At 67.6% G+C, this 22,258-nt stretch carries 20 protein-coding genes, 2 tRNA genes and 1 pseudogene; 11 read left to right on the top strand and 12 right to left on the bottom strand.

The window, feature by feature from the left end:
* Positions 1–332: 332 nt before the first annotated feature.
* From QVG61_RS12585 to QVG61_RS12595, 3 genes are all read right to left on the bottom strand, one after another.
* On the bottom strand, positions 333–665 hold the full coding sequence (locus QVG61_RS12585; protein WP_289930992.1) for a DUF5615 family PIN-like protein: 333 nt from the start codon (positions 663–665) through the stop codon (positions 333–335).
* A 2-nt stretch (positions 666–667) separates the two neighbouring features.
* Positions 668–892, bottom strand: coding sequence for a DUF433 domain-containing protein (locus QVG61_RS12590; RefSeq protein WP_289930993.1), 225 nt, complete (start codon positions 890–892; stop codon positions 668–670).
* Between the two features lie 371 nt (positions 893–1,263).
* Positions 1,264–2,742, bottom strand: a complete 1,479-nt coding sequence (locus QVG61_RS12595) for a phosphomannomutase (RefSeq protein WP_354671168.1) — start codon at positions 2,740–2,742, stop codon at positions 1,264–1,266.
* 270 nt (positions 2,743–3,012) lie between these two features.
* Here QVG61_RS12595 and nei point away from each other — a divergent pair, with 270 nt between their 5' ends.
* Positions 3,013–3,885, top strand: a complete 873-nt coding sequence (nei, locus tag QVG61_RS12600; protein WP_289930994.1) for an endonuclease VIII — start codon at positions 3,013–3,015, stop codon at positions 3,883–3,885.
* On the opposite strand, the gene QVG61_RS12605 is transcribed toward nei, so the two are convergent.
* On the bottom strand, positions 3,822–5,066 hold the full coding sequence (locus tag QVG61_RS12605) for an MgtC/SapB family protein (protein ID WP_289930995.1): 1,245 nt from the start codon (positions 5,064–5,066) through the stop codon (positions 3,822–3,824). The genes nei and QVG61_RS12605 overlap by 64 nt on opposite strands.
* Positions 5,067–5,921: 855 nt before the next feature.
* On the opposite strand from QVG61_RS12605, the pseudogene QVG61_RS13685 reads away from it, so the two are divergent.
* A pseudogene (locus QVG61_RS13685) lies at positions 5,922–6,026 on the top strand (type II toxin-antitoxin system RelE/ParE family toxin); the annotation flags it as partial.
* A 277-nt stretch (positions 6,027–6,303) separates the two neighbouring features.
* Entirely contained in the window at positions 6,304–6,594 is a 291-nt protein-coding gene (locus tag QVG61_RS12610; RefSeq protein WP_289930996.1) for a HigA family addiction module antitoxin, read from the top strand.
* 3 nt (positions 6,595–6,597) lie between these two features.
* On the opposite strand, the gene QVG61_RS12615 is transcribed toward QVG61_RS12610, so the two are convergent.
* The 5 genes from QVG61_RS12615 to QVG61_RS12635 all read right to left on the bottom strand — a co-directional run bounded on the left by QVG61_RS12615 (position 6,598) and on the right by QVG61_RS12635 (position 10,827).
* Positions 6,598–6,673: transfer RNA gene (locus QVG61_RS12615), tRNA-Phe, on the bottom strand.
* A 68-nt stretch (positions 6,674–6,741) separates the two neighbouring features.
* Entirely contained in the window at positions 6,742–7,008 is a 267-nt protein-coding gene (locus QVG61_RS12620) for an oxidative damage protection protein (RefSeq protein WP_289930997.1), read from the bottom strand.
* 2 nt (positions 7,009–7,010) lie between these two features.
* Positions 7,011–8,081: an A/G-specific adenine glycosylase gene (gene mutY, locus QVG61_RS12625; RefSeq protein WP_289930998.1), complete on the bottom strand. Its 1,071-nt coding sequence runs from the start codon at positions 8,079–8,081 to the stop codon at positions 7,011–7,013.
* On the bottom strand, positions 8,078–8,650 hold the full coding sequence (locus QVG61_RS12630) for an SRPBCC family protein (protein ID WP_289930999.1): 573 nt from the start codon (positions 8,648–8,650) through the stop codon (positions 8,078–8,080). Before QVG61_RS12630 ends, mutY begins: the two co-directional genes overlap by 4 nt.
* Positions 8,647–10,827 carry an AsmA family protein gene (locus QVG61_RS12635; RefSeq protein ID WP_289931000.1) on the bottom strand — a complete coding sequence of 727 codons (2,181 nt, stop codon included), beginning with the start codon at positions 10,825–10,827 and terminating at the stop codon, positions 8,647–8,649. Before QVG61_RS12635 ends, QVG61_RS12630 begins: the two co-directional genes overlap by 4 nt.
* A gap of 566 nt (positions 10,828–11,393) precedes the next feature.
* Here QVG61_RS12635 and QVG61_RS12640 point away from each other — a divergent pair.
* Positions 11,394–11,891, top strand: coding sequence for a host attachment protein (locus QVG61_RS12640; RefSeq protein WP_289931001.1), 498 nt, complete (start codon positions 11,394–11,396; stop codon positions 11,889–11,891).
* An 849-nt stretch (positions 11,892–12,740) separates the two neighbouring features.
* On the opposite strand, the gene QVG61_RS12645 is transcribed toward QVG61_RS12640, so the two are convergent.
* Positions 12,741–14,864 carry a GspE/PulE family protein gene (locus QVG61_RS12645; RefSeq protein WP_289931002.1) on the bottom strand — a complete coding sequence of 708 codons (2,124 nt, stop codon included), beginning with the start codon at positions 14,862–14,864 and terminating at the stop codon, positions 12,741–12,743.
* Positions 14,865–14,984: 120 nt separating this feature from the next.
* Here QVG61_RS12645 and QVG61_RS12650 point away from each other — a divergent pair, with 120 nt between their 5' ends.
* Positions 14,985–15,152 carry a hypothetical protein gene (locus tag QVG61_RS12650; protein ID WP_289931003.1) on the top strand — a complete coding sequence of 56 codons (168 nt, stop codon included), beginning with the start codon at positions 14,985–14,987 and terminating at the stop codon, positions 15,150–15,152.
* 6 nt (positions 15,153–15,158) lie between these two features.
* Here the strand turns inward: QVG61_RS12650 and QVG61_RS12655 are convergent.
* Positions 15,159–15,232, bottom strand: a tRNA-Gly gene (locus tag QVG61_RS12655).
* A 50-nt stretch (positions 15,233–15,282) separates the two neighbouring features.
* Positions 15,283–17,085 (bottom strand): AMP-dependent synthetase/ligase, encoded by a 1,803-nt coding sequence (locus QVG61_RS12660; RefSeq protein ID WP_289931004.1) that lies wholly within the window; start codon positions 17,083–17,085, stop codon positions 15,283–15,285.
* Between the two features lie 89 nt (positions 17,086–17,174).
* On the opposite strand from QVG61_RS12660, the gene thiS reads away from it, so the two are divergent.
* The 6 genes from thiS (at position 17,175) to QVG61_RS12690 (ending at position 22,155) form a co-directional block, all read left to right on the top strand.
* Positions 17,175–17,375 (top strand): sulfur carrier protein ThiS, encoded by a 201-nt coding sequence (gene thiS, locus QVG61_RS12665; protein WP_289931005.1) that lies wholly within the window; start codon positions 17,175–17,177, stop codon positions 17,373–17,375.
* A gap of 48 nt (positions 17,376–17,423) precedes the next feature.
* Positions 17,424–18,236, top strand: coding sequence for a thiazole synthase (locus QVG61_RS12670; protein ID WP_289931006.1), 813 nt, complete (start codon positions 17,424–17,426; stop codon positions 18,234–18,236).
* A gap of 180 nt (positions 18,237–18,416) precedes the next feature.
* Complete coding sequence (trmB, locus tag QVG61_RS12675; protein WP_289931008.1) at positions 18,417–19,106, top strand: tRNA (guanosine(46)-N7)-methyltransferase TrmB; 690 nt, start codon at positions 18,417–18,419, stop codon at positions 19,104–19,106.
* Between the two features lie 475 nt (positions 19,107–19,581).
* A complete protein-coding gene (locus QVG61_RS12680) occupies positions 19,582–20,457 on the top strand; it encodes a phosphoribulokinase (protein ID WP_289931009.1) in 876 nt (291 codons plus the stop codon).
* A 468-nt stretch (positions 20,458–20,925) separates the two neighbouring features.
* Positions 20,926–21,258, top strand: a complete 333-nt coding sequence (locus QVG61_RS12685) for a hypothetical protein (RefSeq protein WP_289931010.1) — start codon at positions 20,926–20,928, stop codon at positions 21,256–21,258.
* A 36-nt stretch (positions 21,259–21,294) separates the two neighbouring features.
* Positions 21,295–22,155 (top strand): HDOD domain-containing protein, encoded by an 861-nt coding sequence (locus QVG61_RS12690; RefSeq protein WP_289931011.1) that lies wholly within the window; start codon positions 21,295–21,297, stop codon positions 22,153–22,155.
* Positions 22,156–22,258 lie beyond the last annotated feature (103 nt).

The raw sequence follows: 22,258 nt of genomic DNA on the forward strand, positions 1-22,258 counted from the left end.
TAAAGGCGGGTGCTGTAGGAAAACGGCGCTTTCTGCGCTTTCTTTAGAAAGGACAGCCAATTAGGGGAGCTGATCGCGGCCGGGAGGCCGCTCCTACGGGAGGAATGGCGGCACCGTTTGGCGTAGGAGCGGTCTCCAGGCCGCGATCATAGCAGACCGCGAGGCAGGGCGGGCACGGGCCAACGTGGCAGCGTTCGGGGCAAGGGCGGTGCGCGGTGCGTGCCTTACGGGGCCGTAACCCAATCGCGGCGTGGACGCCGCTCCTACGGGGGCGTGGCGGCACCGTTTGGCGTAGGAGCGGTCTCCAGGCCGCGATCAGGGCAGACCGCGAACTAGGAACCCAGCTCGACCAGATCTTCCCCCTTTTGCAAGAGGTCGATGATCACCTCGAAATAGCGGTCCATGTGGGCGAGCAGTTCCCGGTTGGTCGTGTTCCCCAGGCGAACCCATACGACTGGCGGCCCATCTTTCCCCATCGATTTAAGGGTCACGAAATCGTCATCCTTGGTCACCAGGACGGCATTGATGTGCACGGCATGATCCCAGATCTCCCGGTCCGGGGCCGATCCCATGCCGATATCGTGAACATGCTCCGCCTCGTGACCACATGAGGCGATGTAACGTGCGAGTCCAGGTGGTAGTTGCGCGTCAATGAGGAAGCGCACGCTCAGGCCACGCGCACCACAGGATGGTCGGTCTGGCGGGCCGCAAACTCCAGCGCGGCGGTGATGTCGTCCGCTTCGAGGTAGGGGTAATCCTGCAGGATTTCCTCGCGTGAGACACCACCCGCCAGCATATCCAGGATGTCGGACACCCGGATACGCAATCCGCGAATGCAGGGTCGACCACCACAGATTTCTGGATCGATGGTGATTCGATCAAGATGGCTCATCGGACGCCCCCTCCGTTCATCGTTTTGAATGGTAGCATATCCCGATGATGCCGGAACTTGACCAATCCGTAGTGAGAGCGTCCACCGTAACAGCATTCGGGGCAAGGGCGGTAAGCGGTGCGTGCCGTAGGGTCCATAACCCGATCGCGGCCGGGAGGCCGCTCCTACAGGAGGCGTGGCGGCACCGTTGGGCGCAGGAGCGGTCTCCAGGCCGCGATCAGGAACCCCACCCCCATCGCGGCGTGGACGCCGCACCTACAGGGGGCCGCGATAGAATCACCACCCAATCGCGGCATGGCGGCACCATTGGGCGTAGGAGCGGTCTCCAGGCCGCGATCATGGCGGACCGCGAAGGTGCGCAGCCGCTGAGGTCAGCCTTGCCGCCAGCCCTCCAGCACGGCGAGACAGGCCCGGTTCAATTCCGCCGCCCGCTGCGGGCTGTCGGCCTCGTTGTAGCAGCGGAATTCCGGGGCATTGCCGGAGGGGCGCAGGTGGACGATCTCGCCATTCTCGAAGGTGATGCGCAGGCCGTCGGTGGTGTCGGTCGCCGCCACCCGGCCGCAGAGATCGCCGAAGGCGGCCTCGATGGCGGCCGTGTCGCCCTCTCCCGCCTCATCCAGCAGGCGGGCGATGCAGGCGCGGGAACCTTCGGTGGGAAAATCCTTCAGCCGGTCGCTGGCGGTGAAGCGCGGCGGCATGTCACCGACCAGGCCGCTCAGGCGGGTGCCCTGTTCGCGGGCCGCGACCAGCAGGGCGAGGATGACGATCACGGCATCGCGGGTCGGCAGGGCGGCCAGGGTCCGCCCCTCGCGCGTCACCGGGGTGGCCAGCAGGAAGCCGCCGTTGGCCTCGTAGCCGGCCACCGTGCCGCCGGCCGCGGCGGCCACCTGCATGCCGGCGATCACGTAGGGCGAGCCGATGCGGGTTCGATCGACCGATTCGAACCAGCCACAGCGCTCGACCACGCTGTTGCTGCTGACCGGCGTCACCAGCCGCTCGATGCCAAGGAAACGGGCGCAGAGCACGCCGGCCACGTCGCCGCGCAGCCACGCGCCGCGCTCGTCACCGACCAGCGGCCGGTCGGCATCGCCGTCGGTGGAGACGATGGCATCGAAGTCCTGCTCGGCGGCCCACTGCCGGGCCAGCTCGACGTCCTCCGGGCGGATCGCCTCGGTATCCACCGGCAGGAAGACCTCGGAACGCCCCAGCGGGACCGGCTCCGCGCCCAGCGCCGCCAGCAGCTCGGGCAGCAGGTCGCGCGCCACGCCCGAGTGCTGATAGACCCCGACCCGCATCCCGGCCAGCGCATCGGCGGGCAGAAAGTCCGTGTAGCGGCGCAGGTAGGCGCGCGCCGCCGCCTCGTCGACCGCCGGCAGGGCCGCCTCGAAATCCGCGGGAAAGGGCTCGGGCACCTCGACGCGCTGGGCACGGATGCCGGCCTCGTCTTCCTTGAGGATCTCGCCCAGCGCGGTGTTGAACTTGATGCCGTTGCGGTCGTCCGGGATGTGGCTGCCGGTGACCATGACCGAGGGGATGCCCTGCTCGATGCCGAACAGGGCCACCGCCGGCGAGGGAATGAAACCGCAGTTGAGGGGACGGTAACCGGCATCCGCCACCGCCCGGGCCACCGCCGCCATGATCCGCGGGGTGCTCGGCCTGAGGTCACCGGCGATCGCCACCCGGGCGCCAGGCGCGAGGCCGTGCGCCTGTTCCAGGTGCTGCAAAAAGGCGCGGGTGTAGGCGTAACAGACCGGCGGGGTCATGTCCGCCACCCGGCCGCGCGCGCCGCTGGTGCCGAAACCGACACCGCTGTCCGCCATCAGGGCGGCGATGGAAACTTCAGAATTCACCTGTTTCCTCCTCTGGTGTTGTCCGCCGATAATACCCAAGGGCGGTGGCGGGGGTAAGCGTGGGGAGGATAACCGGACGGGTTTTTCGCGGCCTGGAGGCCGCTCCTACAACCAACAATCGTGCCGCCATGCCCCCGTAGGAGCGGCGTCCACGCCGCGATCGGGGCGGGATTTCCGGTCGCGGCCTGGCGACCGCTCCTACACCCAAATCGAGCCGCCATGCCCCTGTAGGAGCGGCCTCCAGGCCGCGATCGATTGAGGAGATGCACCATGCCGGAAGGACCGGAAATCCACCGCGCCGCCGACCAGCTCGACGCGGCACTCGCCGGGCAGCGGCTGACCGAGCTGTACTTCGCCTTCGAGCACCTCAAGCCCTGGGAGGCGCGGCTGCGCGGCCGGGTGGTGCTGGGTGTCGAGGCACGCGGCAAGGCCATCCTCACCCGCTTCGACGACGGCCATACCCTGTACAGCCACAACCAGCTCTACGGCCGCTGGCTGATCTCGGCGGATGGCAGCCGGCCACGGACCAGCCGTCAACTACGGGTCACGCTGCACACCGACAGGGTCGCGGCCTTTCTCTACAGCGCCTCCGACATCGAACTGCTCGACCCGGCCGGCCTCGCCGCGCACCGCTACCTCTCGCGGCTCGGCCCGGAGCTGCTCGACCCCGCGCTGGATGCCGCCGCGGTGGCCGCCCGGCTCGGTGAGGCCCGCTTCCGCCGCCGGGCGCTGATGGGTCTTCTGCAGGACCAGGGCGTGCTGGCCGGGATGGGCAATTATCTGTGCTGCGAGGCGCTGCACGTCGCCGGCCTGCATCCTGGCCAGCGGCCCGCCGATCTGGATGCGAATCAAATGGCGAGGCTCGCCCGCACCTGCCTGGAGCTGACCCGCCAGTCCTACCGCACTGGCGGCATCACCAACGACCTGCAACGCGCGGCGCGCCTGGAGCGGGAGGGCGCCGACTTCGAGGCTCGCCGCTTCCACGTCTACCGCCGTGCCGGGCTGCCCTGCTACCGTTGCGGTACGCCCATCGTCAAGGGGCGCTTCGTCGGCCGCATGGGCTACCTCTGCCCCGGCTGTCAGCCCGCCGCCAGCACCGCCGCGCCCACCGCCACCACGGCAACGAAGGCCGGCAATACATAACGCGCCATCCCGGCGCCAGCCACCAGGGTCACCAGCGCCCCCTTCACCAGGGTGTTGACCATGGCCGCCAGGGCGATGCCGCGCGCGGCCACCTCCAGGGGCAGGTCGTCGGCGGAGAGCCGGGCCAGCGACAGGGTGATGGCATCCACGTCGGCCAGGCCCGAGGCGGCCGCCAGCAGATAGACGCCGGCCGTCCCGTACCAGGCGCGGAATGCCTCGCTGAGCAGCATGATCAGTCCCAGCAACAAACCGAACTGCAGCGCCGGCGCCAGCTCGAAGGGGTTGCGCAGCGGCAGCGCGGCCTCCCTGCCCGGCGAGGCCTCGCGGCGCCGCCACAGCCAGAGACCGGCCAACAGGGTGCTCAGGGTCATCGCCCCCAAGGGCAGAAAGAGGGACTGCAGCAGCGGCGGATTGACCACCGCCACCTCCAGCAGGATGCGCGGAAACATGGTCGCCGCCGCCAGCAGCACGCCGAGCGACAACACCCGCTGCAGGGCGCGCCGCTGGCGGCCGTAGCGGGCGAAGTTGAGACTTACCGCCGTCGACGACACCAGTCCGCCGAACACCGCGGTGAGCAGCAGGCCGCGGCGAATGCCGACCAGCCGGGTAAGGACATAGCCGGCGAAGGAGATGCCGGCGATCAGCACCACCAACCACCAGATCTCGTAGGGGTTCAGCGCCTGCCAGGGACCGAAGCCACGGTTCGGCAGCACCGGCAGCACCACCACCGAGATCAGCAGCAGCTTGACCGTGGCCATCAGCTCACGCCGTTCCAGTTGCCGCAACCAGCCGTGCAGGATCGGCTTGATGCCGAGCAGGGCCGTGGTGACCACCGCCCCCGCCGCCGCCACCGTGGCGTAGCCGCGCACCGCCAACGCCCCCAGGCCGAAGGTGAGCAACGCCGCCACCAGGGTGGTGATGCCGTAGTCGCGCTGATGCCGGCCCAGGGCATAGGCCGTCACCAGCATCGCCGCCAGGGCCAGAAAGGCCACGCCGAGCAGAAAGTCGCCGAACAGCTCGCCGAGCAGCGCCCAGACCCCGCCCAGCAGGCCGATCAGGGCGAAGGTGCGGATGCCCGCCACGCGCTGCCCCTCGGCGGCCTCCCGCTCGTGCCAGCCGCGCTCGATGCCGATCAGCAGCCCGACGCCCAGGGACAGGGCTAGGTTGAAGAAGAGCTCCATGGGCCTACGGTATCACGCCTCGCCGTGAAGCGGCATGACCGCGAAAGCCCCCCGAAGGAGCGGCGGCCACGCCGCGATTTGGCGGTCAATCCCCATCGCGGCCGGGAGGCCGCTCCTACAGCACATTGGACCGCCTGGCCCCGTAGGAGCGGCGGCCACGCCGCGATTCGGCGGTCAAACCCATCGCGGCCTGGAGGCCGCTCCTACGAACGCATTGGACCGCCAGGCCCCTGTAGGAGCGGCGGCCACGCCGCGATTCGGCGGTCAATCCCATCGCGGCCTGGAGGCCGCTCCTACGAACGCATTGGACCGCCAGGCCCCTGTAGGAGCAGCGGCCACGCCGCGATTTGGCGGTCAAACCCATCGCGGCCTGGAGGCCGCTCCTACGAATACATTGGACCGCCAGGCCTCTGTAGGAGCGGCGGCCACGCCGCGATTTCGGTGGTCAAACCCATCGCGGCCTGGAGGCCGCTCCTACGAACGCATTGGACCGCCAGGCCTCTGTAGGCGCGGCGTCCACGCCGCGATTGGGGCGGTCAAACCCATCGCGGCCGGGAGGCCGCTCCTACAGCACATTGGACCGCCTGGCCCCTGTAGGAGCGGCGTCCACGCCGCGATTGCCGCCGTGGCGGCGCGTGGATTCCGTGGCCATCGATCTTTTCGTGGGTTTCGTGGCTATCCTCGGTACCGCCTCGACGAGGCCACAACGGTTGATGCCTCTCGATCGCGGCCTGGAGGCCGCTCCTACAGACACATTGGACCGCCAAGCCCCTGTAGGAGCGGCGTCCACGCCGCGATTTGGGGTCAGGCAGCTATCGCGACGTGAGCGCTTTGTTGATTCAAGATGTCAGGTCAGGCGGGCGCAGGGGCCAAGCCAGCATCCGGATCAACGATCAGTGGCGCATCTGTTTCGTCTGGTCCGCACCCAACGCGCATGATGTAGAGATCGTGGATTACTAAGACAAACGATAACAAAGCCTCATTCAGCGGGTCTCTGGTCGATCAGCCCGCAAGGCGCAATGGCGCCGGCAGGGTGATTCCCTGTCAAGCCATTGCAACGTTGCGGATGGCCGTCCAGAGGCCCGCCCGCAGGGAGCTTGCCAGGCGCCCCGGCTCTGCGTTGTGCCCCTTGGCAAGGGCGGGCCATTCCCTGCGGAGCACGCCTTGATCCGGGGCGCCTGGCAAGCTCTGAATGAGGCTTTGTTATCGTTTGTCTTAGTATCACTAGGACAGGCCAATGAAGACGTTACCCAACATCCATCCTGGCGAGGTGCTGCTGGAAGAGTTCCTCAAGCCCCTCGGCATCAGCCAGAACAGACTGGCCCGCGCCATGGGCGTGCCACCCCGGCGAATCAATGAAATCGTTCATGGCAAACGCGCGGTAACCGCCGATACCGCTATTCGTCTCACCCGTGCCCTGGGTACGTCCGAACAGTTCTGGATGGGATTACAGGCCGATTACAACCTGGAGGAAGCGCGCAAGGCGGCGCGGAGCGACCTGAAAAAGGTCGAAAATATCGGCGCTTGAGATTGGTGGCCAGGGACAGAATCGAACTGCCGACACGGGGATTTTCAGTCCCCTGCTCTACCAACTGAGCTACCTGGCCGCAGAAAGGAAGGCGTATTAAACCGGGGTCGGGACGGCGAGTCAAGCAAGCCCCGCCCGGCACAGCCGTCATTCGGGACGGTAATCCGGCGGGGTTTCGGCGCCTTCACCGAAGAAGAACTTCTCCATCTGTTCCTCGAGGAACTTGCGCGCCTTGGGTTCGATGGGCGACAGACGGTATTCGTTGATCAGCATGGTCTGCTGGCGAATCCACATCTGCCAGGCCTCCTTGGAGACGTTCTCGAAGATCCGCTTGCCGAGCTCACCGGGATAGGTCGGCCGGTCCAGTCCCTCCGCCTCTTTGCCCAGCTTCACGCATTGCACCATCCGCGTCATCTTTAGCTTCCTCTTGGTCCGGTTTCCCGCAGTCGGTCCAGCAGGCGCTGCACCGGCGCGGCCAGTCCGCGCGCATCGGGAGAGCGCACGTTATACCAAACCCGTCCCCCGTCTTCCATGACACGGAGGGCAGGGTCTTTCGCCACCGATACCCGCAGCGGGGTGATGTCGAGGTGGAAGTGGCTGAAGCTGTGGCGCAGCGGCGGCCAGGCACTGACCCCGGCGACGCGCAGGCCGAGCCGCCGCAGGCACCAGTCCTCCACCGCCGCCTGCGGCTCGTCGATCTCCGGCAGGCACCAGAGGCCGCCCCAGAGGCCGGCCGGAGGACGGCGCTGCAGCAGCACCTCGCCCCCTTGGTTGACCAGCAGCAGCATGCGCGTGGCGCGCACCGGCAATTCGCGCCGCGGGCGGGGCGCCGGCAGCTCGGCCTGGCGCCCCTCGATCCGCGCCCGGCAGTCCGCCGCCAGCGGACAGGCCGCACAGTCCGGGCGAGCACGCCGGCAGAGGGTCGCCCCCAGATCCATGATCGCCTGGGTGTAGGCGGCCACCCGCCGGCGGGGGGTGAGCGCCTCGGCCAGGGTCCAGAGCTGCCTGAGCACGGCGCTGCGCCCCGGCCAGCCCTCGACCGCCCGGTGCCGGGCCAGCACCCGCTTGACGTTGCCGTCGAGGATCGGCCAGCGCTGGCCGCAGGCCAGGGTGAGGATGGCGCCGGCGGTGGAGCGGCCGATGCCGGGCAGGGCCTCGACGGCGGCGAAATCCGTGGGGAAGACGCCACCGTGCAGCTCGACGATCTGCTGCGCCGCGTGCTGCAGGTTGCGCGCCCGGGCATAGTAGCCGAGGCCGGACCACAGATGCAGCACCTCGTCGGGCGCGGCCGTGGCCAGCGCCTCGATCGACGGGAAGCGCTGCAGAAAACGCGCGTAGTAGGGGATGACGGTCGTCACCTGGGTCTGCTGGAGCATGATCTCCGAGACCCAGACGCGGTAGGGCGTGGGCTCGCGTTGCCAGGGCAGGTCGTGGCGCCCGTGGCGGTCGAACCAGTCGAGCAGGCGGCTGGCGAAGTCCCCGCTCACGGCGCCCCGGCTTCGCCTTCCGCCAGCCGTTCCAGATTGCGCACCGTCTTCAGCGCTTCGTCGCGCAGGGCGCGCTGCACCAGCCAGGGACCGATCAGCGGCGGCACCCAGAAGGCCGGCTCGATCTCGCTGGTGAAGCGCATGCGGCTGCCGTCCGCTTCATCCCACAGGTGCCAGCGCGCCACGCCATAGCGGAAGTCGCTGCCCTCGGGCCGCACCCGGGCCATCAGGTCGCCGTTCTCAAGCTGCACGATATCCTGGATCTGCACGATGTCGCGACAGAAGATGGCCACGCAGACCCGCGACAGGGTGTAGACGCAGTGGCTGCCCGGTCCGTTGTCCTCGACCACCCGGCTCTCGCGGATGGAGTCGTTGAGCCGGCCGAGCCGCGGGTAGTCGGTGAGCAGCCGGCGCAGCTCGGCGGCCGACGCCCGGAAACGGGCATCCACCTCCACCCGGTAGCGCTCGCCGCGGCGCTCGACCAGCACCTGCAGCAGCTCGGCGGCCTGCGCCGCCTCGCCGAGGATCAGCAGAGAGGACAGACCGAGCAGGAGCAGGGCGCGGCTCATCGGCCGAACAGCCCCTTCAGCTTGTCGCCCAGCTTGTCCTCGAGTTTCTTTTCCAGCTTCTGCCTGACCTTCTTCTCCACCACCTTCTTCAGCACCTTGTCCAGCTCGACGTTGAAGCGCGGCGCATCGAAGCTGCCCTTGATGCGCAGCGGGATGGCCAGGCCCTTGAGTTTTTCCAGCCCGGCACCGCCCTGGCCTTCCAGGGCCGCCACGATCTTGGTGGTCAGCAGATAGTCGATCTGTTCACCTGGCAGGTCGATCTTGCCCTTGCCGCTGATGCGCAGCAGTGGCGACTTGGCCACCAGGTCGTTGTTGTAGACCACACCGTTCCTGATCTGCGCCGTGCCCCGCAACTCGGAGAAGTCGGTCTGGTTGGGACCGGTCTGCGGCGGCAGCGGCCGTCCTTCCAGCCGCGCCTGCGCCTCGCGGATCAGTTGCGCCACGTTGATCCCCTTCAGGGTGCCGTCGGTGAAGGCGAAGGCGGCCTCGCCGTTCAGGGTGCGGCGCATGGCCACGGGATCCAGGCCGCGGGCGCTGATCCTGGCGGACAGATCGGCCCGGCCGAGCAACCGGTCGTCGCCCAGCAGGTCCTTGAGCAGCGGACCGGCCTGCACACCGCTGAGCTTCTCGTCGAGGGCGATCCTCGGCTGCGCCCCGCGCACGTCGAGACGGATGTCGCCCCGGTAACCGCCGTCGTACATCTTGGCCTCGGCCGGGTGCAGGCGCAGCTGGCCGTCCTTGGCCCTGACGCTGAGACGGATGTCGCTGCTGCGCAGCCGGTAGGCCTTGAGCCGGCCGATGCGCAGCGTACCGGCAAGGTCCAGCTCGCGCAGGGCCTCCACCGGCAGGGCGCCTCCGGCAGCGGCGGCCGCCTCGCCGGGTGTGGCGACCGCGGCGCCGGGCCCTCCGGCCTTGCCGCCGACGGCGGGTGCGGGGTCGGCGGGGGCCGCGGCCGCAGGAGCCCTGGCGCCGTCCCCGCTCGCCGCCGGTGCACCGGCCTCGGCCGGTGGCGGCAGATACCTGTCGAGATCGATCGCATCCAGCGCCAGGTCGAAACGGATCGCGGGCTTGGCGAAATGGCTGACCGTCGCGCTGCCGTTCAGCCGGCTGTCATCGAGGCGCAGCTCGATGCCGTCCAGCTTCAGCACGTCCGGCGTGGCCTCGAAGCCGAGGCGGGCATCGGCCTTGCCGAGCACCGTCGGGTCGCTGACCGCCAGCGGCTGGCCGAGGCGCTGGAGCAACTCGCGCGGCACGAATTCCGCCACGGTCAGGGTGCCCTTGAAGGCGGGTGCCTTGCCGGTGATGCCGCTACCCTTCAGATTGCCCTGCAGGCTCAGGTCCAGGGCCTTCAGCACCAGCTCCGGGACCTCCAGGGTCTGGCGGTCGAGGTCCAGCCTGATGCTGGAAGAGAGGCTGGCCTGGAGCGCGCCAGCGGGCAGGGTATCGCCTTTCAGATCCAGGCCAAGCCGCAGATCGTCGACGGCGAGACGACGCAGGTCCGCGGACGGCGCGAGCACACCGGCCAGATCGATGCGCCCATCCAGTGCCGGCTGGTCGGCCTTGAGATCGAAGTCCAGACGGAAGTCGACCGGCTCGCCCGGCGCGATGGCGCCCAGCTCCAGGTCCAGGTCGTCGATCTCGTAGCGGACCCCGGCCTGGCGGTCGTCCCAGACCAGCCGCGCATCCGCCACCTCGATGCCACCGATGGCCAGTGCCGCCAGCGGCGGGGCACCGGCACCCCCCTCCGCCTTGCCGGGAGATGCGGCCGGCTTCGCCTCGCCAAGCAGGTCGTCCCAGTTGCTGCGCCCATCGGCGTTGCGTGCCAGGTAGAGCTGCAGGCCATCCAGGCGCAGGGTGGACATCTGCAGTTCCTTGCGCAGCAGCGGCAACAGCCTGACCCGCACCTCGACCGACTCGACTCGGGCGAAGGGCTGGTCACCAAAACCCGGCGCATTGCCGAGGCGCGTCTCACCGATCTCCACCCCCAGCCAGGGGAAGACCGAGAGTTCGAGATCTCCCTGGATGTCCAGCCCGCGGCCGGTACTGTCCTCCACCAGGCGGGTGATCTCGTCCTTGTAGTCATTGGGATCAACCAGCAGCGGCAGGGCGATGGCCGCGACCAGCAGCAAGCCGACCAGGCCGGCCAGCAGATAGGCGAGAAGACGTAAGGGTTTCATTCCGTTGTTCCTTGTTTCGAGGGATGGGATCCGGGGCGCACCCGGCAAGAGTATAACCCGGATATTGCACCAAGGCGGCGCGCATGGATGGGGTTCGTGCTGTAATACAGGGACAATATGGCCATGAAGGACCCCCTGGGCGGGTTACGGTTTGTGCCTGTTCGATGTCAGGCCGACTCTGGCTTCGCATCCTGGGCGATCCTCCTCAAGCCATAGCAACGGCCATGACTTTTCGGACGATCACCCAGGCTGCCTTGCCAGCCTCGCCCTGAGCATCGAATCCTTGGTCAATATCCGGGATAACCCGCCTCCCGGCTTCCGAATCCCCGGTTTCGGCACCTGACCCCGCCCCCCCTGCAATCCAACCCCTTGTTTTGCTGTCCCGCTTGACCTCGGCCCTTGCATTCACGCGCCGCAGCACCTATGAAAGTAGATATGGCCTGTCTGTTTGCCGCCCCGTTTCCCCGCGCCCGATCCCGGAGCGCAGCGCCCTCCGTCCAGGGGGATCGTTTCCTTATATCGGCCCCCGCGGCCGTTCCACCATCCAGACCAGCAGGAGTATGCCCATGAACCACAACTGTGTAGTTGTCGCCGATGGCAGCCGGGCCCGTTTCTTCCAGCTCGAAGAAAGCGAGTTCCCGGAGCTGGAATCCAGCCCGAACCTGAAGGAGATCAATGACCTGGTCAATCCTGAGCGGGAGATGCGCTACGATGAACTCTGGTCCGAGGCCAAGTCCGGGCGCAACCGCACCCCCACCGGCGGGGCAGCTCACGGCTACGACGACCACCGCAGTCAGCACGAGGACGAGTTCGAACGGCGCTTCGCCCGCACCATCGCCGCCGAGGCGGAACGCCTGACCCTGCAGAACGGCAGCCGGGAGCTGCTGGTGGTGGCCCAGAAGCGCACCCTCGGCTTCCTGCGCGAGGCGCTGGACAGCCTGACCCGGCGCGGCGTCCAGATCCGCGAACTGGCCAAGGATCTGAGCAAGCTCAAGCCGCTGGAACTGCACGAGCACCTGGCCCGCGAACATCTGCTGCCGAAACGCCGCCTGCCGCAAGGCTGAACGCACAATCGCGGCACAATTTATCGTAGGAGCGGCCTCCAGGCCGCGATCGGGAATCCCACCCCCATCGCGGCGTGGACGCCGCTCCTACAAGGGCCGCGATAGAATCACCACCCCATCGCGGCAGGGCAGCACGATTTATCGTAGGAGCGGCCTCCAGGCCGCAATCAGGAATCCCACCCCCCATCGCGGCGTGGACGCCGCTCCTACAGGGGCCGCGATAGAATCACCATCCCAATCGCGGCATAGCGGCACAATTTGTCGTAGGAGCGGCCTCCAGGCCGCGATCGGAATCCCACCCCCCATCGCGGCGTGGACGCCGCTCCTACAAGGGCAGCGATAGAATCACCACCCAATCGCAGCAGGGCGGCACGGTTTGTCGTAGGAGCGGCCTCCAGGCCGCGATCAGGAATCCCACCCCCATCGCGGCGTGGACGCCGCTCCTACAAGGGCAGCGATAGAATCACCACCCAATCGCAGCAGGGCGGCACGGTTTGTCGTAGGAGCGGCCTCCAGGCCGCGATCAGGAATCCCACCCCCATCGCGGCGTGGACGCCGCTCCTACAAGGGCCGCGATAGAATCACCACCCCATCGCGGCAGGGCGGCGCGGTTTGTCGTAGGAGCGGCCTCCAGGCCGCGATCAGGACCCCCACCCCATCGCGGCGTGGACGCCGCTCCTACAGGGGCAGCGATCGGATCACCATCCCAATCGAGGCAGGGCGGCGCGGTTTGTCGTAGGAGCGGCCTCCAGGCCGCGATCAGCCCCCCCACCCAATCGCGGCGTGGACGCCGCTCCTACAGGGGCCGCGATAGAATCACCAACCCATCGCGGCGTGGACGTCCCGCGGCTACTCCAGCCGCACCCGGTAGACTTCGACCAGTGAGATGCGGCTTTCCCGCGCCAGTTGCAGGGCATGGGCGGTCAGCGGCACCATGCCATCGGCGATCGCCTGACGGCGGATGGCGCCCAGTTCCACTTCCGGGGTGATGATGTCACGCATCGCCGGGGTGACGATCAGCAGTTCATAGACCGCCATCCGCCCCTGGAAACCGGTGCCGTGGCAGGCATCGCAGCCTCGGCCATGGTAGAAGACCTCGTCCTCGGGTACACCCAGGAACTTGCGCACGGCCGCATCGACCGGTTCCACCTCGATGCAGGCCGGACAGTTGAGGCGCACCAGACGCTGGGCCAGCACGCCGAGCAGTGACGACTTGACCAGGAAGGACTCGACGCCCATCTCCAGCAGGCGGGTAATGGTGGTTGGCGCATCGTTGGTGTGCAGCGTGGACAGCACCAGGTGACCGGTGAGGGCGCTCTCCACGGCGATCTTGGCCGTCTCCTGGTCGCGGATCTCGCCAACCATCACCACGTCCGGGTCGTGACGCAGGATGTTGCGCAGCGCCCGCGCGAAGGTGAAGCCGGGCGCCGTGTTGACCTGGATCTGCTGGATGCCGTCGATGTGATACTCGACCGGATCCTCGATGGTGATGATATTGAGGTTCTGCTTCTTCACCTCCTGCAGCGCGGCGTAGAGCGTGGTGGACTTGCCGGAACCGGTGGGACCGGTGACCAGCATCAGGCCATAGCTCTTGTGCAGCAGGTCGGTAACCAGCTCGGCATCCCGGGGATTGAAGCCCAGCTCGGCGATGGAACGCAGCCCCGCCTGGGCATTGAGCAGGCGGATGACCACGCTCTCGCCGTCTACCGTGGGGATCACCGAGATGCGCATATCGACAACCGCATCGCCCTCGATCATCCGCGCCCGGCCATCCTGCGGCAGCCGCCGCTCGGCGATATTCATGCGGCCGATGATCTTGATCCGCGCCACCACCGCCGGCAGCAGCACCTTGCTGAAGCTGCGTACCGGCACCAGGGTGCCATCCTGGCGATAGAGCAGTTCGACATGCTTCTCGCCCGGGCGCAGGTGGATGTCCGATGCGCCGCGGCGGATCGCCTCGCGCAGGATGCTGGCCACCAGGCGCACGATGGGCTTCTCCTTGCCCATGCGCTCGACCACGTGCACCGGGATCATCGATGCCAGCTCGCGCTGGGCGACACCCTCCAGTTCCTGCAGCGCGTCGTTGTCCTGGGAGACGCTGTAGTAACGGTCGATGGCCGCCTGCAGGTCGTCCTCCGCCGCCACGCAGCCCTCGACGTTGTGGCCGGAGACGAAATGCAGCACGCTCAGCAGCTCGGCATCGGCCGGATTGGTCATGGCCACCACCAGCCGGTCGTTGATCAGCAGCAGCGGCAACACCCGGTGCTCGCGGGCGATGTCCTCGGGCACCAGCGACAGCAGCTGGGGATCGATATCGAAATTGCGCAGGCGCACATAGGGCACCCCCAGTCGTCGCGCCAGTTCAGCAGGCGAGCGGCCCTCGGTCTCGTTGGCATCCACGCCGGCCGCCTCGGCCAGGGCATAGGCATCCAGCCGGTTGCCGGCCGAGATCAGCAGCGCCAGCTGCTCGGCGCTCTCCACCGGCTGGCGTGCCTCCTCCTCGTTCACCGCGCGCAGCCCCTGGGCATGGCCGCGGCCGCTGAGTTCACCGATGCGGTAACGCAGCACCGTCTGCAGCGGAATGAACAGGCGACAGACAGCGCCTCCCTCCTGCTCGGCGAGCAGGTGCAGGCCGTCATGGTCGATCAGCGCATCGCGGCAGACCCCGTGCAGCATGCCGCCATCGGCATAGCGCACGTGGAAGGTCTGCACCGGCTCCGCGGCATCGTGCAGTGCCGGTGCCAGGTCCTGGGCAAAGCGCAGCCAGCGCAGGCTCGCAAAGTCCACCTCACGGTCCTCGGCCTGATCGGCGGGGCGCACCACGCAACGCCCCTGGCCGGCGTCGAAGGCGCGCAACTCACCTTCCAGCCGGCTGCCATCGAGCAGCTCCAGGGCCACCCGGGCGCCGCTGTCCTGGCGCGGGGCGGCCTCGGCAGCAAAGGAATCCGGGGATAGTCTGAGTAGTCTGCCCATCGTGGAACGGCCTGTGCGTGGATCTCGATACTTCGGTCAGCGGCCGAAGTGGAACGGGGCTTGAGCGGTTACCGAATTCAAGGTGGCCGATGCCGCCAATGGCTGCGCAGGCTGAAAATCATGACCCTGCGCCAGGTCGGTGGCGCGGCTAACCCTCATTCAGCAAAGCTGTTCATTGCCATGGGACAGGCCATGGTCATGGCCGGGCAGCACATCGATCGGATTGAGGTCTTCATGCATTGCCGATCCTTCGGACTGCGCCCGCTTCCCTGGCGATCGAAGCGGTAAGCGAGATGGAGCGGGTGATGGGAATCGAACCCACGTCATCAGCTTGGGAAGCTGAGGTTCTACCATTGAACTACACCCGCCGCTGCCGGGAATTCTGGGACAGAGCGCGGCGCTTGTCCAGCAGCGCGGTTCAGCCCGCATACAGTGCCTCGATCCGGGCGGCGTAACGGTCCAGCACACGCGACCGCCGCAGCTTGAGGGTCGGCGTCAGCAGCCCTTCCTCCACCGTCCAGGGGTCGAGACTCAGGACAAGACGGCGGATGCGGGCATAACCCGGGAAATCGTGCAGTTGCCGCTGCACCCGCTGCAGCAGCCTGCGCTGCAGCCGCTCGCTGTCGAGGCTGGCGCTGTCCAGCGGGTCGAGACCCAGCTCGCGGGCGAAGCCGAACCAGCGCTCGCGGTTCAACACCAGCACCACGGCCAGGCAGGGCCGGCCCTCGCCGACCACCAGCGCCTGCTCGATCAGGGGATCCAGACAGAGGGCGGACTCCATGTCGGCCGGCGGCACCTTTTCGCCATTGGACAGCACCAGGATGTCCTTGAGCCGGCCGGTGATGTAGATATGCCCGTTCTCGATGCGTGCCTGGTCGCCGGTGTGCAGCCAGCCCTCGGCATCGATCATCGCCCGGGTCGCGGCATGGTTGTTCCAGTAGCCGAGCATCACGCCGGGCCCGCGGACCAGCAGCTCGTCGCCCTCGCCGATGCGCACCTCGGTGCCGCGGATCGGGATGCCGACACTGGCCGGGTCGTTGTCCTGCAAGGTGTTGACGCTCACCACCGGGCTGGTCTCGGTCAGGCCGTAGCCCTGCAGCAGGGGCAGGCCAAGGCCGATGAAGGTGCGGGCGATGGGCACGGGCAGTGCCGCCCCGCCGCTGACCGCGAGCCGCAACCGGCCGCCGAGGCGGTCCTTCACCCGCCCCGCCACCCGCTTCTCCAACAGCGGCCAGAGCAGCAGCGCCGGCCCCCAGCGGCCCCGCCCCTGCTGGTGTTGGAAACGCCGCCAGCCGATTCGCACCGTCCACTCGAACAGACGCCGCCGGAACGTCCCCTGTTTTCCAAGCTGTTCCTGGAGGCGGCCGTAGATGCGTTCGAAGATACGCGGCACGGCGATCATCACCGTCGGCCGCAGCAGGCGCATGTCCTCGGCCAGCTGGGGGATGGAGCGGGCATAGGCCACGGTCGCACCCGCCATCATCGGCAGGTAGTAGCCCGCCGTGCGCTCGAACGTGTGCGACAGGGGCAGAAAGGACAGGAAAAGGTCTTCCTGGTAGGCATCGAGCAGCGTCAGCGAGGCATGGGCCACCGACAGTATGTTGTGGTGGCTGAGCATCACCCCTTTGGGGCGGCCGGTGGTGCCCGAGGTATAGACGATGGTGGCCAGGGCGTGGGGATCGAGCGCCGGCGGCGGGCCGGGCTCGGCCGCCGCCGGCAGCCAGTCGCTCGCCCGCCGCAGCCGCGGCTCCGCCTCGTCCTCCGGCTCGCCGTCCAGCAGCACCACCCGACGCAGGCAGTCCACCCCCTGCACGGCCGGCGCCAGCCGCCGCCAGTGACTGGCGGACTGCACCAGCAGCAGGCGGCTCTGCGAATCCTGCAGGATATAGGCGGCATTGTCCGGCCGGTCCTCGGTATAGAGTGGCACCACCACCAGCCCCAGGCTGTGGGCCGCCTGGTCGAAGGCCACCCATTCCGGCCCGTTGCGCAGCAGCAGCGCCACCCGCTCGCCCGGCGCCAGCCCCTCGGCCTCGAAGGCCGCCCGCCAGCGCGCCACCTCCCGCTCCATCTCGGCCCAGCTCAGCTCGCGCCAGGCTTCAGCCGCCCGGTCATAGTGGCGATAGGCCGTCGCCCGGGGGCTGCGCCGCACCCGTTCCCGAAACAGGCCGGCCAGGCTGCCGGCGGTCTCGGCCGGGATGAGATCCTCGCTGAAGGTCTGCATCCAAATATTTCGACAAACAATCCGCGAGCTTGCAACTTTTGGTGTAGAATTTTCCGCCTCCCCTGCAGTCAAGGAATTGGGAACCAACAATGCAGATCCTGGTCAACGGCGAACCCCGCGAGGTCGCGGACGACCTCACCGCCGCCGGCCTGATCGAGCTGCTCGAACTGGGCGACCGGCGGCTGGCGATGGAGGTCAACCGCGAGATCCTGCCTCGCAGCCAGTTCCAGAACCACCGCTTCCGGCCCGGCGACCGGGTCGAGATCGTGCAGGCCATCGGCGGCGGCTGAGACCACGCCTGCCTGCCTCCAACCATTCGAGGAACCCCGAGAACCGACATGTCCACAGTCATGCACAGCGCAACCTCCACCCAAGACGACAGCTTCACCCTGGCCGGCCGCGAATATCACTCGCGGCTGCTGGTCGGCACCGGCAAGTACAAGGACATGGAGGAGACCCGCCGCGCGGTCGAGGCCAGCGGTGCGGAGATCATCACCGTGGCCATCCGCCGCACCAACATCGGCCAGAACCCGGGCGAGGCCAACCTCCTCGACACCCTGCCGCCGGACCGCTACACCTACCTGCCGAACACCGCCGGCTGCTACACCGCCGAGGACGCGGTGCGCACCTGCCGTCTGGCGCGCGAGCTGCTCGATGGCCACGATCTGGTGAAGCTGGAGGTGCTGGGCGACGAGAAGACCCTGTTCCCCGACATCGTGCAGACCCTGGAGGCGGCCGAGACCCTGATCGCCGACGGTTTCAAGGTGATGGTCTACACCAACGACGACCCGATCATCGCCAGGCGCTTCGAGGAGATGGGCTGCGTGGCGGTGATGCCGCTGGCCGCGCCCATCGGCTCCGGACTCGGCATCCGCAACCCCTACAACATCCGCACCATCGTCGAGAACGCCCAGGTCCCCATCCTGGTCGACGCCGGCGTCGGCACCGCCTCCGATGCGGCGGTGGCCATGGAACTCGGCTGCGACGGGGTGCTGATGAACACCGCCATCGCCGGCGCCCAGGACCCGGTGCTCATGGCCTCGGCCATGAAGAAGGCCATCGAGGCCGGCCGCGAGGCCTACCGCGCCGGGCGCATCCCGCGCAAGCGCTTCGCCAGCGCCTCCTCGCCCCTCGACGGGATGTTCTTCTGACTGGATGGCCACGGAATCCACGGAAAACACGGAAGGGATCTGTGCTTCCAGCTCCTGGTTTCCATGACGCCGCATCGCGGCCTGGAGACCGCTCCCACCCTCTCTCTTCTGGCTCCTGGATTCTGGATTCTCGATTCTGAACCCTAACCTCATGTGCTCCCTGGCTATCATTCTGAGGCGATGAACGAGGGCGGCAAAAGAACCGTCCGTTCCTTCGTGCGCCGCGAGGGGCGGCTGACGCCGTCGCAGGCGCGCGCCCTGCAGGAACTCTGGCCACGCTGGGGGGTGCAACCGCAAGGGGTTCTGGATCTGGACGCGCTGTTCGGACGCCAGGCGCCGCGCACCCTGGAGATCGGCTTCGGCAACGGCGAATCGCTGGCCGAGATGGCGGCCGCCGCGCCGGATGAGGATTTTCTCGGCATCGAGGTGCACCGCCCGGGGGTCGGCCACCTGCTGCTGCGGATCGAGGACCTGGGGCTGAACAACGTCCGGGTGATCTGCGCCGATGCCGTCGAGGTGCTGGAGTCGCACCTGGCCGATGCCTCGCTGGACCGGGTGCTGCTGTTCTTCCCCGACCCCTGGCCTAAGAAGCGCCACCACAAGCGGCGCATCCTGCAACCGGCCTTCATCGGACAGGTGGCGCGGGTGCTGAAGCCCGGCGGCAGCTTCCACCTGGCCACCGACTGGCAGCCCTATGCCGAACGGATGCTGGAGGAGATGGACCGGGCCGACGCCTTCGAGAACACGGCCGGCCGCGGGCACTATGCACCGCGCCCCGCCTACCGGCCGACCACCAAGTTCGAGCGCCGCGGCCTGGCGCTGGGTCACGGGGTCTGGGATCTGCTCTACCGCCGCCGCGAGGCGGCATAAGCCGCTCCTTTGGTGGCGTGTACCCCTTGCGCCTCGATCGCGGCCTGAAGGCCGCTCCTACGGGGCATGGCGGCACAATATGTTGTCGTAGGAGCGGCCTCCAGGCCGCGATCGTGGGATCCACGGCGGGCAATGCCCGGGGTCAATCGAACAGGCACAAAGCCGGGTTACGAGTTCCCGATCCGTTTACCAGCCTGCAGCCGATCATGCGGGCCAGTGACAGGCGAGCGATTGTACCCCGCCGGTGAGGGCGTACCGGGGCAGAAACGGGCGACCCCGAAACGGCAGAATCCACTCCCCTCTTGACCACCCGCGCTTGTACCGCCCCCCGCAATAGTGGTTCAATACGCGGTTCCGGACTGGCGCACAAGGCGGCTACCAATCGCAAGCGCTTGTTTAAAAAAGATTTATGACCGGCAGGCCTGGCCTCCCGGTGGGCAGAGCATCCAGTTCAGAACCTTTCGAGGAGAGACCCATGTCCAAGAAGCACCCCGTCGTCGCGGTCACCGGCTCATCCGGCGCCGGCACCACCACCGTCAAGCGCGCCTTCGAGCACATCTTCCGTCGCGAGGGCATCAACCCGCTGGTGATCGAGGGCGACAGCTTCCACCGCTACGACCGCGCTGCCATGAAGGAGGCCATGAAAAAGGCCGAGGAACAGGGCAACAACCACTTCAGCCACTTCGGTCCGGAGGCCAACATCTTCGACAAGCTGGAAGAGACCTTCAAGACCTACGGCGAGACCGGCGCCTGCCAGCGCCGTTACTACCTGCACAGCGAAGAGGAAGCGGCGCCCTACGGCCAGAAGCCGGGCGAGTTCACACCCTGGGAGGACATTCCTCCGGGCACCGACCTGCTGTTCTACGAGGGTCTGCACGGCGGCGTGGTAACCGACGAGGTCAATGTCGCCCAGTACGTCGACCTGTTGATTGGCGTGGTGCCGCTGGTCAACCTGGAGTGGATCCAGAAGATCCACCGCGACGCCGCCGAGCGCGGCTATTCCGCCGAGGCCACGGTCGACACCATCCTCCGCCGCATGCCGGACTACGTGCACTACATCACGCCGCAGTTCTCGCGCACCGACATCAACTTCCAGCGCGTGCCGACGGTCGATACCTCCAACCCCTTCATCGCCCGCGACATCCCCACCCCGGACGAGTCCTTCGTGGTGATCCGCTTCCGCGATCCGGAAAAGTTCGACGTCGACTTCCCCTATCTGCTCTCCATGCTGGACGGCTCCTTCATGTCGCGCCGCAACAGCATCGTGGTGCCCGGCGGCAAGATGGGCTTCGCCATGGAAGTCATCCTGGCCCCCATCATCGAACAGATGCTGCCCAATCACGGCGACTGACGCACAGCCGATTGGCTACAAAAAACCCCGGCCATCCAGCCGGGGTTTTTTCATGCCGTCAGGAGCTACCCTCCCCCGGCTCCTGACTCCTGGATTCTGAATTCTGAATTCTGTCTTCTATGACAGCATCTTGCGCCGCATCGCGGCCTGGAGGCCGCTCCTACCCTCTCTCTTCTGGATTCTGAATTCTGAATTCTGGATTCTGGATTCTGGATTCTGAATTCTGTCAACCAACCGGCATTGCGGCCTTTCCGGCAAGGGAGCGGTGCGCTGTAAATCCCGTCCGCCCTCGCGGCGGCCCGCCCCTGGCGCCGGAAACGCCACCGTATCCAGTTGACAGAAAAGGAAAAACACCGAAAAAGCGGTAACGGCGGCGATCAGCGGCAACTTTGTGTAGAATCAGGAGACTTCGTACCAACAAGAATGTAGAACAGAGGTACGGCTCAGCCCAGGGACGACGGCAGACCCATGACCCTGATCGATCTGGATGACATCGAGGAAGGCATGCAGCTGGCCAGCGACGTGGTGACGGACAGCGGCCGGCGCCTGCTGTGCGCCGGGGCACGGTTGACACGCCGCCACCTGCAGCTGCTCGCCGCCAACGGCATCCGCCGGCTGGAGGTCGGCCAGCCGCGGCCGGCAACGCCGCCACCGGGAACCCCGGCCGTCGACCCGGAGCGGCTGGAAGCCCTGCTGGCGGCCCGTTTCGCCAACACCGATCCGGAACAGCCGCTGATCCGGGAACTGCAGCGCATCTGCCGCAAGCGCTGGCTGGGGGAGGGAGCAGAGCATGACGACTGAGCCAGAGGTGACGGCCCGGGGCCGGAGACACTGAGCATGCCCATCGACATCGAGAACCTGGTCACCGACACCCTGGAACTGGCCTCGCTGCCCGAGGTGGTGATGCGGGCGGTGGACCTGATCAATGACCCGGACAGCTCGGCCGCCGAGATCGGCGACGTCATCGCCGAGGATCCGGCGCTGACCGCCCGCCTGCTGAAGATCGTCAACAGTCCCTTCTACGGCTTTCCCTCACGGATCGACACCGTGTCACGCGCCATCACCGTGGTCGGCACCCTGGAACTGCTGGACCTGATCCTCGCCACCAGCGTCATCAAGGTCTTCAGCGGCATCCCGCCGGAGCTGATCGACATGGACGCCTACTGGGAACACAACCTCTACACCGCGGTGACCGCCCGGGTGCTGGCGCGCCGCCACCGGGCCCCGGATGCCGAACGCTATTTCATCGCCGCCCTGCTGCACGACATCGGCGCCCTGGTGCTCTACCGCCAGCTGCCCGACGAGTCGACCGAGGCCCTGCGGCGGGTGCGCGACAACGGCGAAGTGCTGCACTGCGTGGAACGCGAGATACTTGGCTTCGATCATGGCGAGGTCGGCGCCGAACTGCTGCGCAACTGGCGGCTCCCGGAGGCCTTCATCGAGGCCGCCCGCTACCATCACTTCCCCCTGGAGGCCGGCCGCTACCCCCTGGAGACCGCCCTGGTCCACCTGGCCGACGTCATCACCAGCGCCGTCCATGCACCGGACGGCGAAGCCGGCCAGGTGCCCCCCATGGAGCCGCGCGCCTGGGAACTGGTCGGGCTGCCCGTGGAGAGCATGGAAGCCGTGGTCAACGAAGCGGACGTCCAGTTCGCCGAGGCCCGCGCGGTCATCCTCCCCGGCAGCCGCGCCGCCTGATCGCGGCCTGGAGGCCGCTCCTACAACGGCAACAGCGCCACCTGTAGGAGCGGCGTCCACGCCGCGATTCGCCGCCATCCCCGATCGCGGCCTGGAGGCCGCC

It is taken from the genome of Thiohalobacter sp. IOR34, assembly GCF_030406045.1.
GTDB lineage: Bacteria > Pseudomonadota > Gammaproteobacteria > Thiohalobacterales > Thiohalobacteraceae.

Excerpts from the sequence above, each read along its gene's own strand:
- QVG61_RS12590 (WP_289930993.1), bottom strand. The coding sequence starts at position 892 with ATGAGCCATCTTGATCGAATCACCATCGATCCAGAAATCTGTGGTGGT.
- nei (WP_289930994.1), top strand. The coding sequence starts at position 3,013 with ATGCCGGAAGGACCGGAAATCCACCGCGCCGCCGACCAGCTCGACGCG.
- QVG61_RS12605 (WP_289930995.1), bottom strand. The coding sequence starts at position 5,066 with ATGGAGCTCTTCTTCAACCTAGCCCTGTCCCTGGGCGTCGGGCTGCTG.
- QVG61_RS12610 (WP_289930996.1), top strand. The coding sequence starts at position 6,304 with ATGAAGACGTTACCCAACATCCATCCTGGCGAGGTGCTGCTGGAAGAG.
- QVG61_RS12620 (WP_289930997.1), bottom strand. The coding sequence starts at position 7,008 with ATGACGCGGATGGTGCAATGCGTGAAGCTGGGCAAAGAGGCGGAGGGA.
- QVG61_RS12630 (WP_289930999.1), bottom strand. The coding sequence starts at position 8,650 with ATGAGCCGCGCCCTGCTCCTGCTCGGTCTGTCCTCTCTGCTGATCCTC.
- QVG61_RS12635 (WP_289931000.1), bottom strand. The coding sequence starts at position 10,827 with ATGAAACCCTTACGTCTTCTCGCCTATCTGCTGGCCGGCCTGGTCGGC.
- QVG61_RS12640 (WP_289931001.1), top strand. The coding sequence starts at position 11,394 with ATGAACCACAACTGTGTAGTTGTCGCCGATGGCAGCCGGGCCCGTTTC.
- QVG61_RS12645 (WP_289931002.1), bottom strand. The coding sequence starts at position 14,864 with ATGGGCAGACTACTCAGACTATCCCCGGATTCCTTTGCTGCCGAGGCC.
- QVG61_RS12650 (WP_289931003.1), top strand. The coding sequence starts at position 14,985 with ATGACCCTGCGCCAGGTCGGTGGCGCGGCTAACCCTCATTCAGCAAAG.
- QVG61_RS12660 (WP_289931004.1), bottom strand. The coding sequence starts at position 17,085 with ATGCAGACCTTCAGCGAGGATCTCATCCCGGCCGAGACCGCCGGCAGC.
- thiS (WP_289931005.1), top strand. The coding sequence starts at position 17,175 with ATGCAGATCCTGGTCAACGGCGAACCCCGCGAGGTCGCGGACGACCTC.
- QVG61_RS12670 (WP_289931006.1), top strand. The coding sequence starts at position 17,424 with ATGTCCACAGTCATGCACAGCGCAACCTCCACCCAAGACGACAGCTTC.
- trmB (WP_289931008.1), top strand. The coding sequence starts at position 18,417 with ATGAACGAGGGCGGCAAAAGAACCGTCCGTTCCTTCGTGCGCCGCGAG.
- QVG61_RS12680 (WP_289931009.1), top strand. The coding sequence starts at position 19,582 with ATGTCCAAGAAGCACCCCGTCGTCGCGGTCACCGGCTCATCCGGCGCC.
- QVG61_RS12685 (WP_289931010.1), top strand. The coding sequence starts at position 20,926 with ATGACCCTGATCGATCTGGATGACATCGAGGAAGGCATGCAGCTGGCC.
- QVG61_RS12690 (WP_289931011.1), top strand. The coding sequence starts at position 21,295 with ATGCCCATCGACATCGAGAACCTGGTCACCGACACCCTGGAACTGGCC.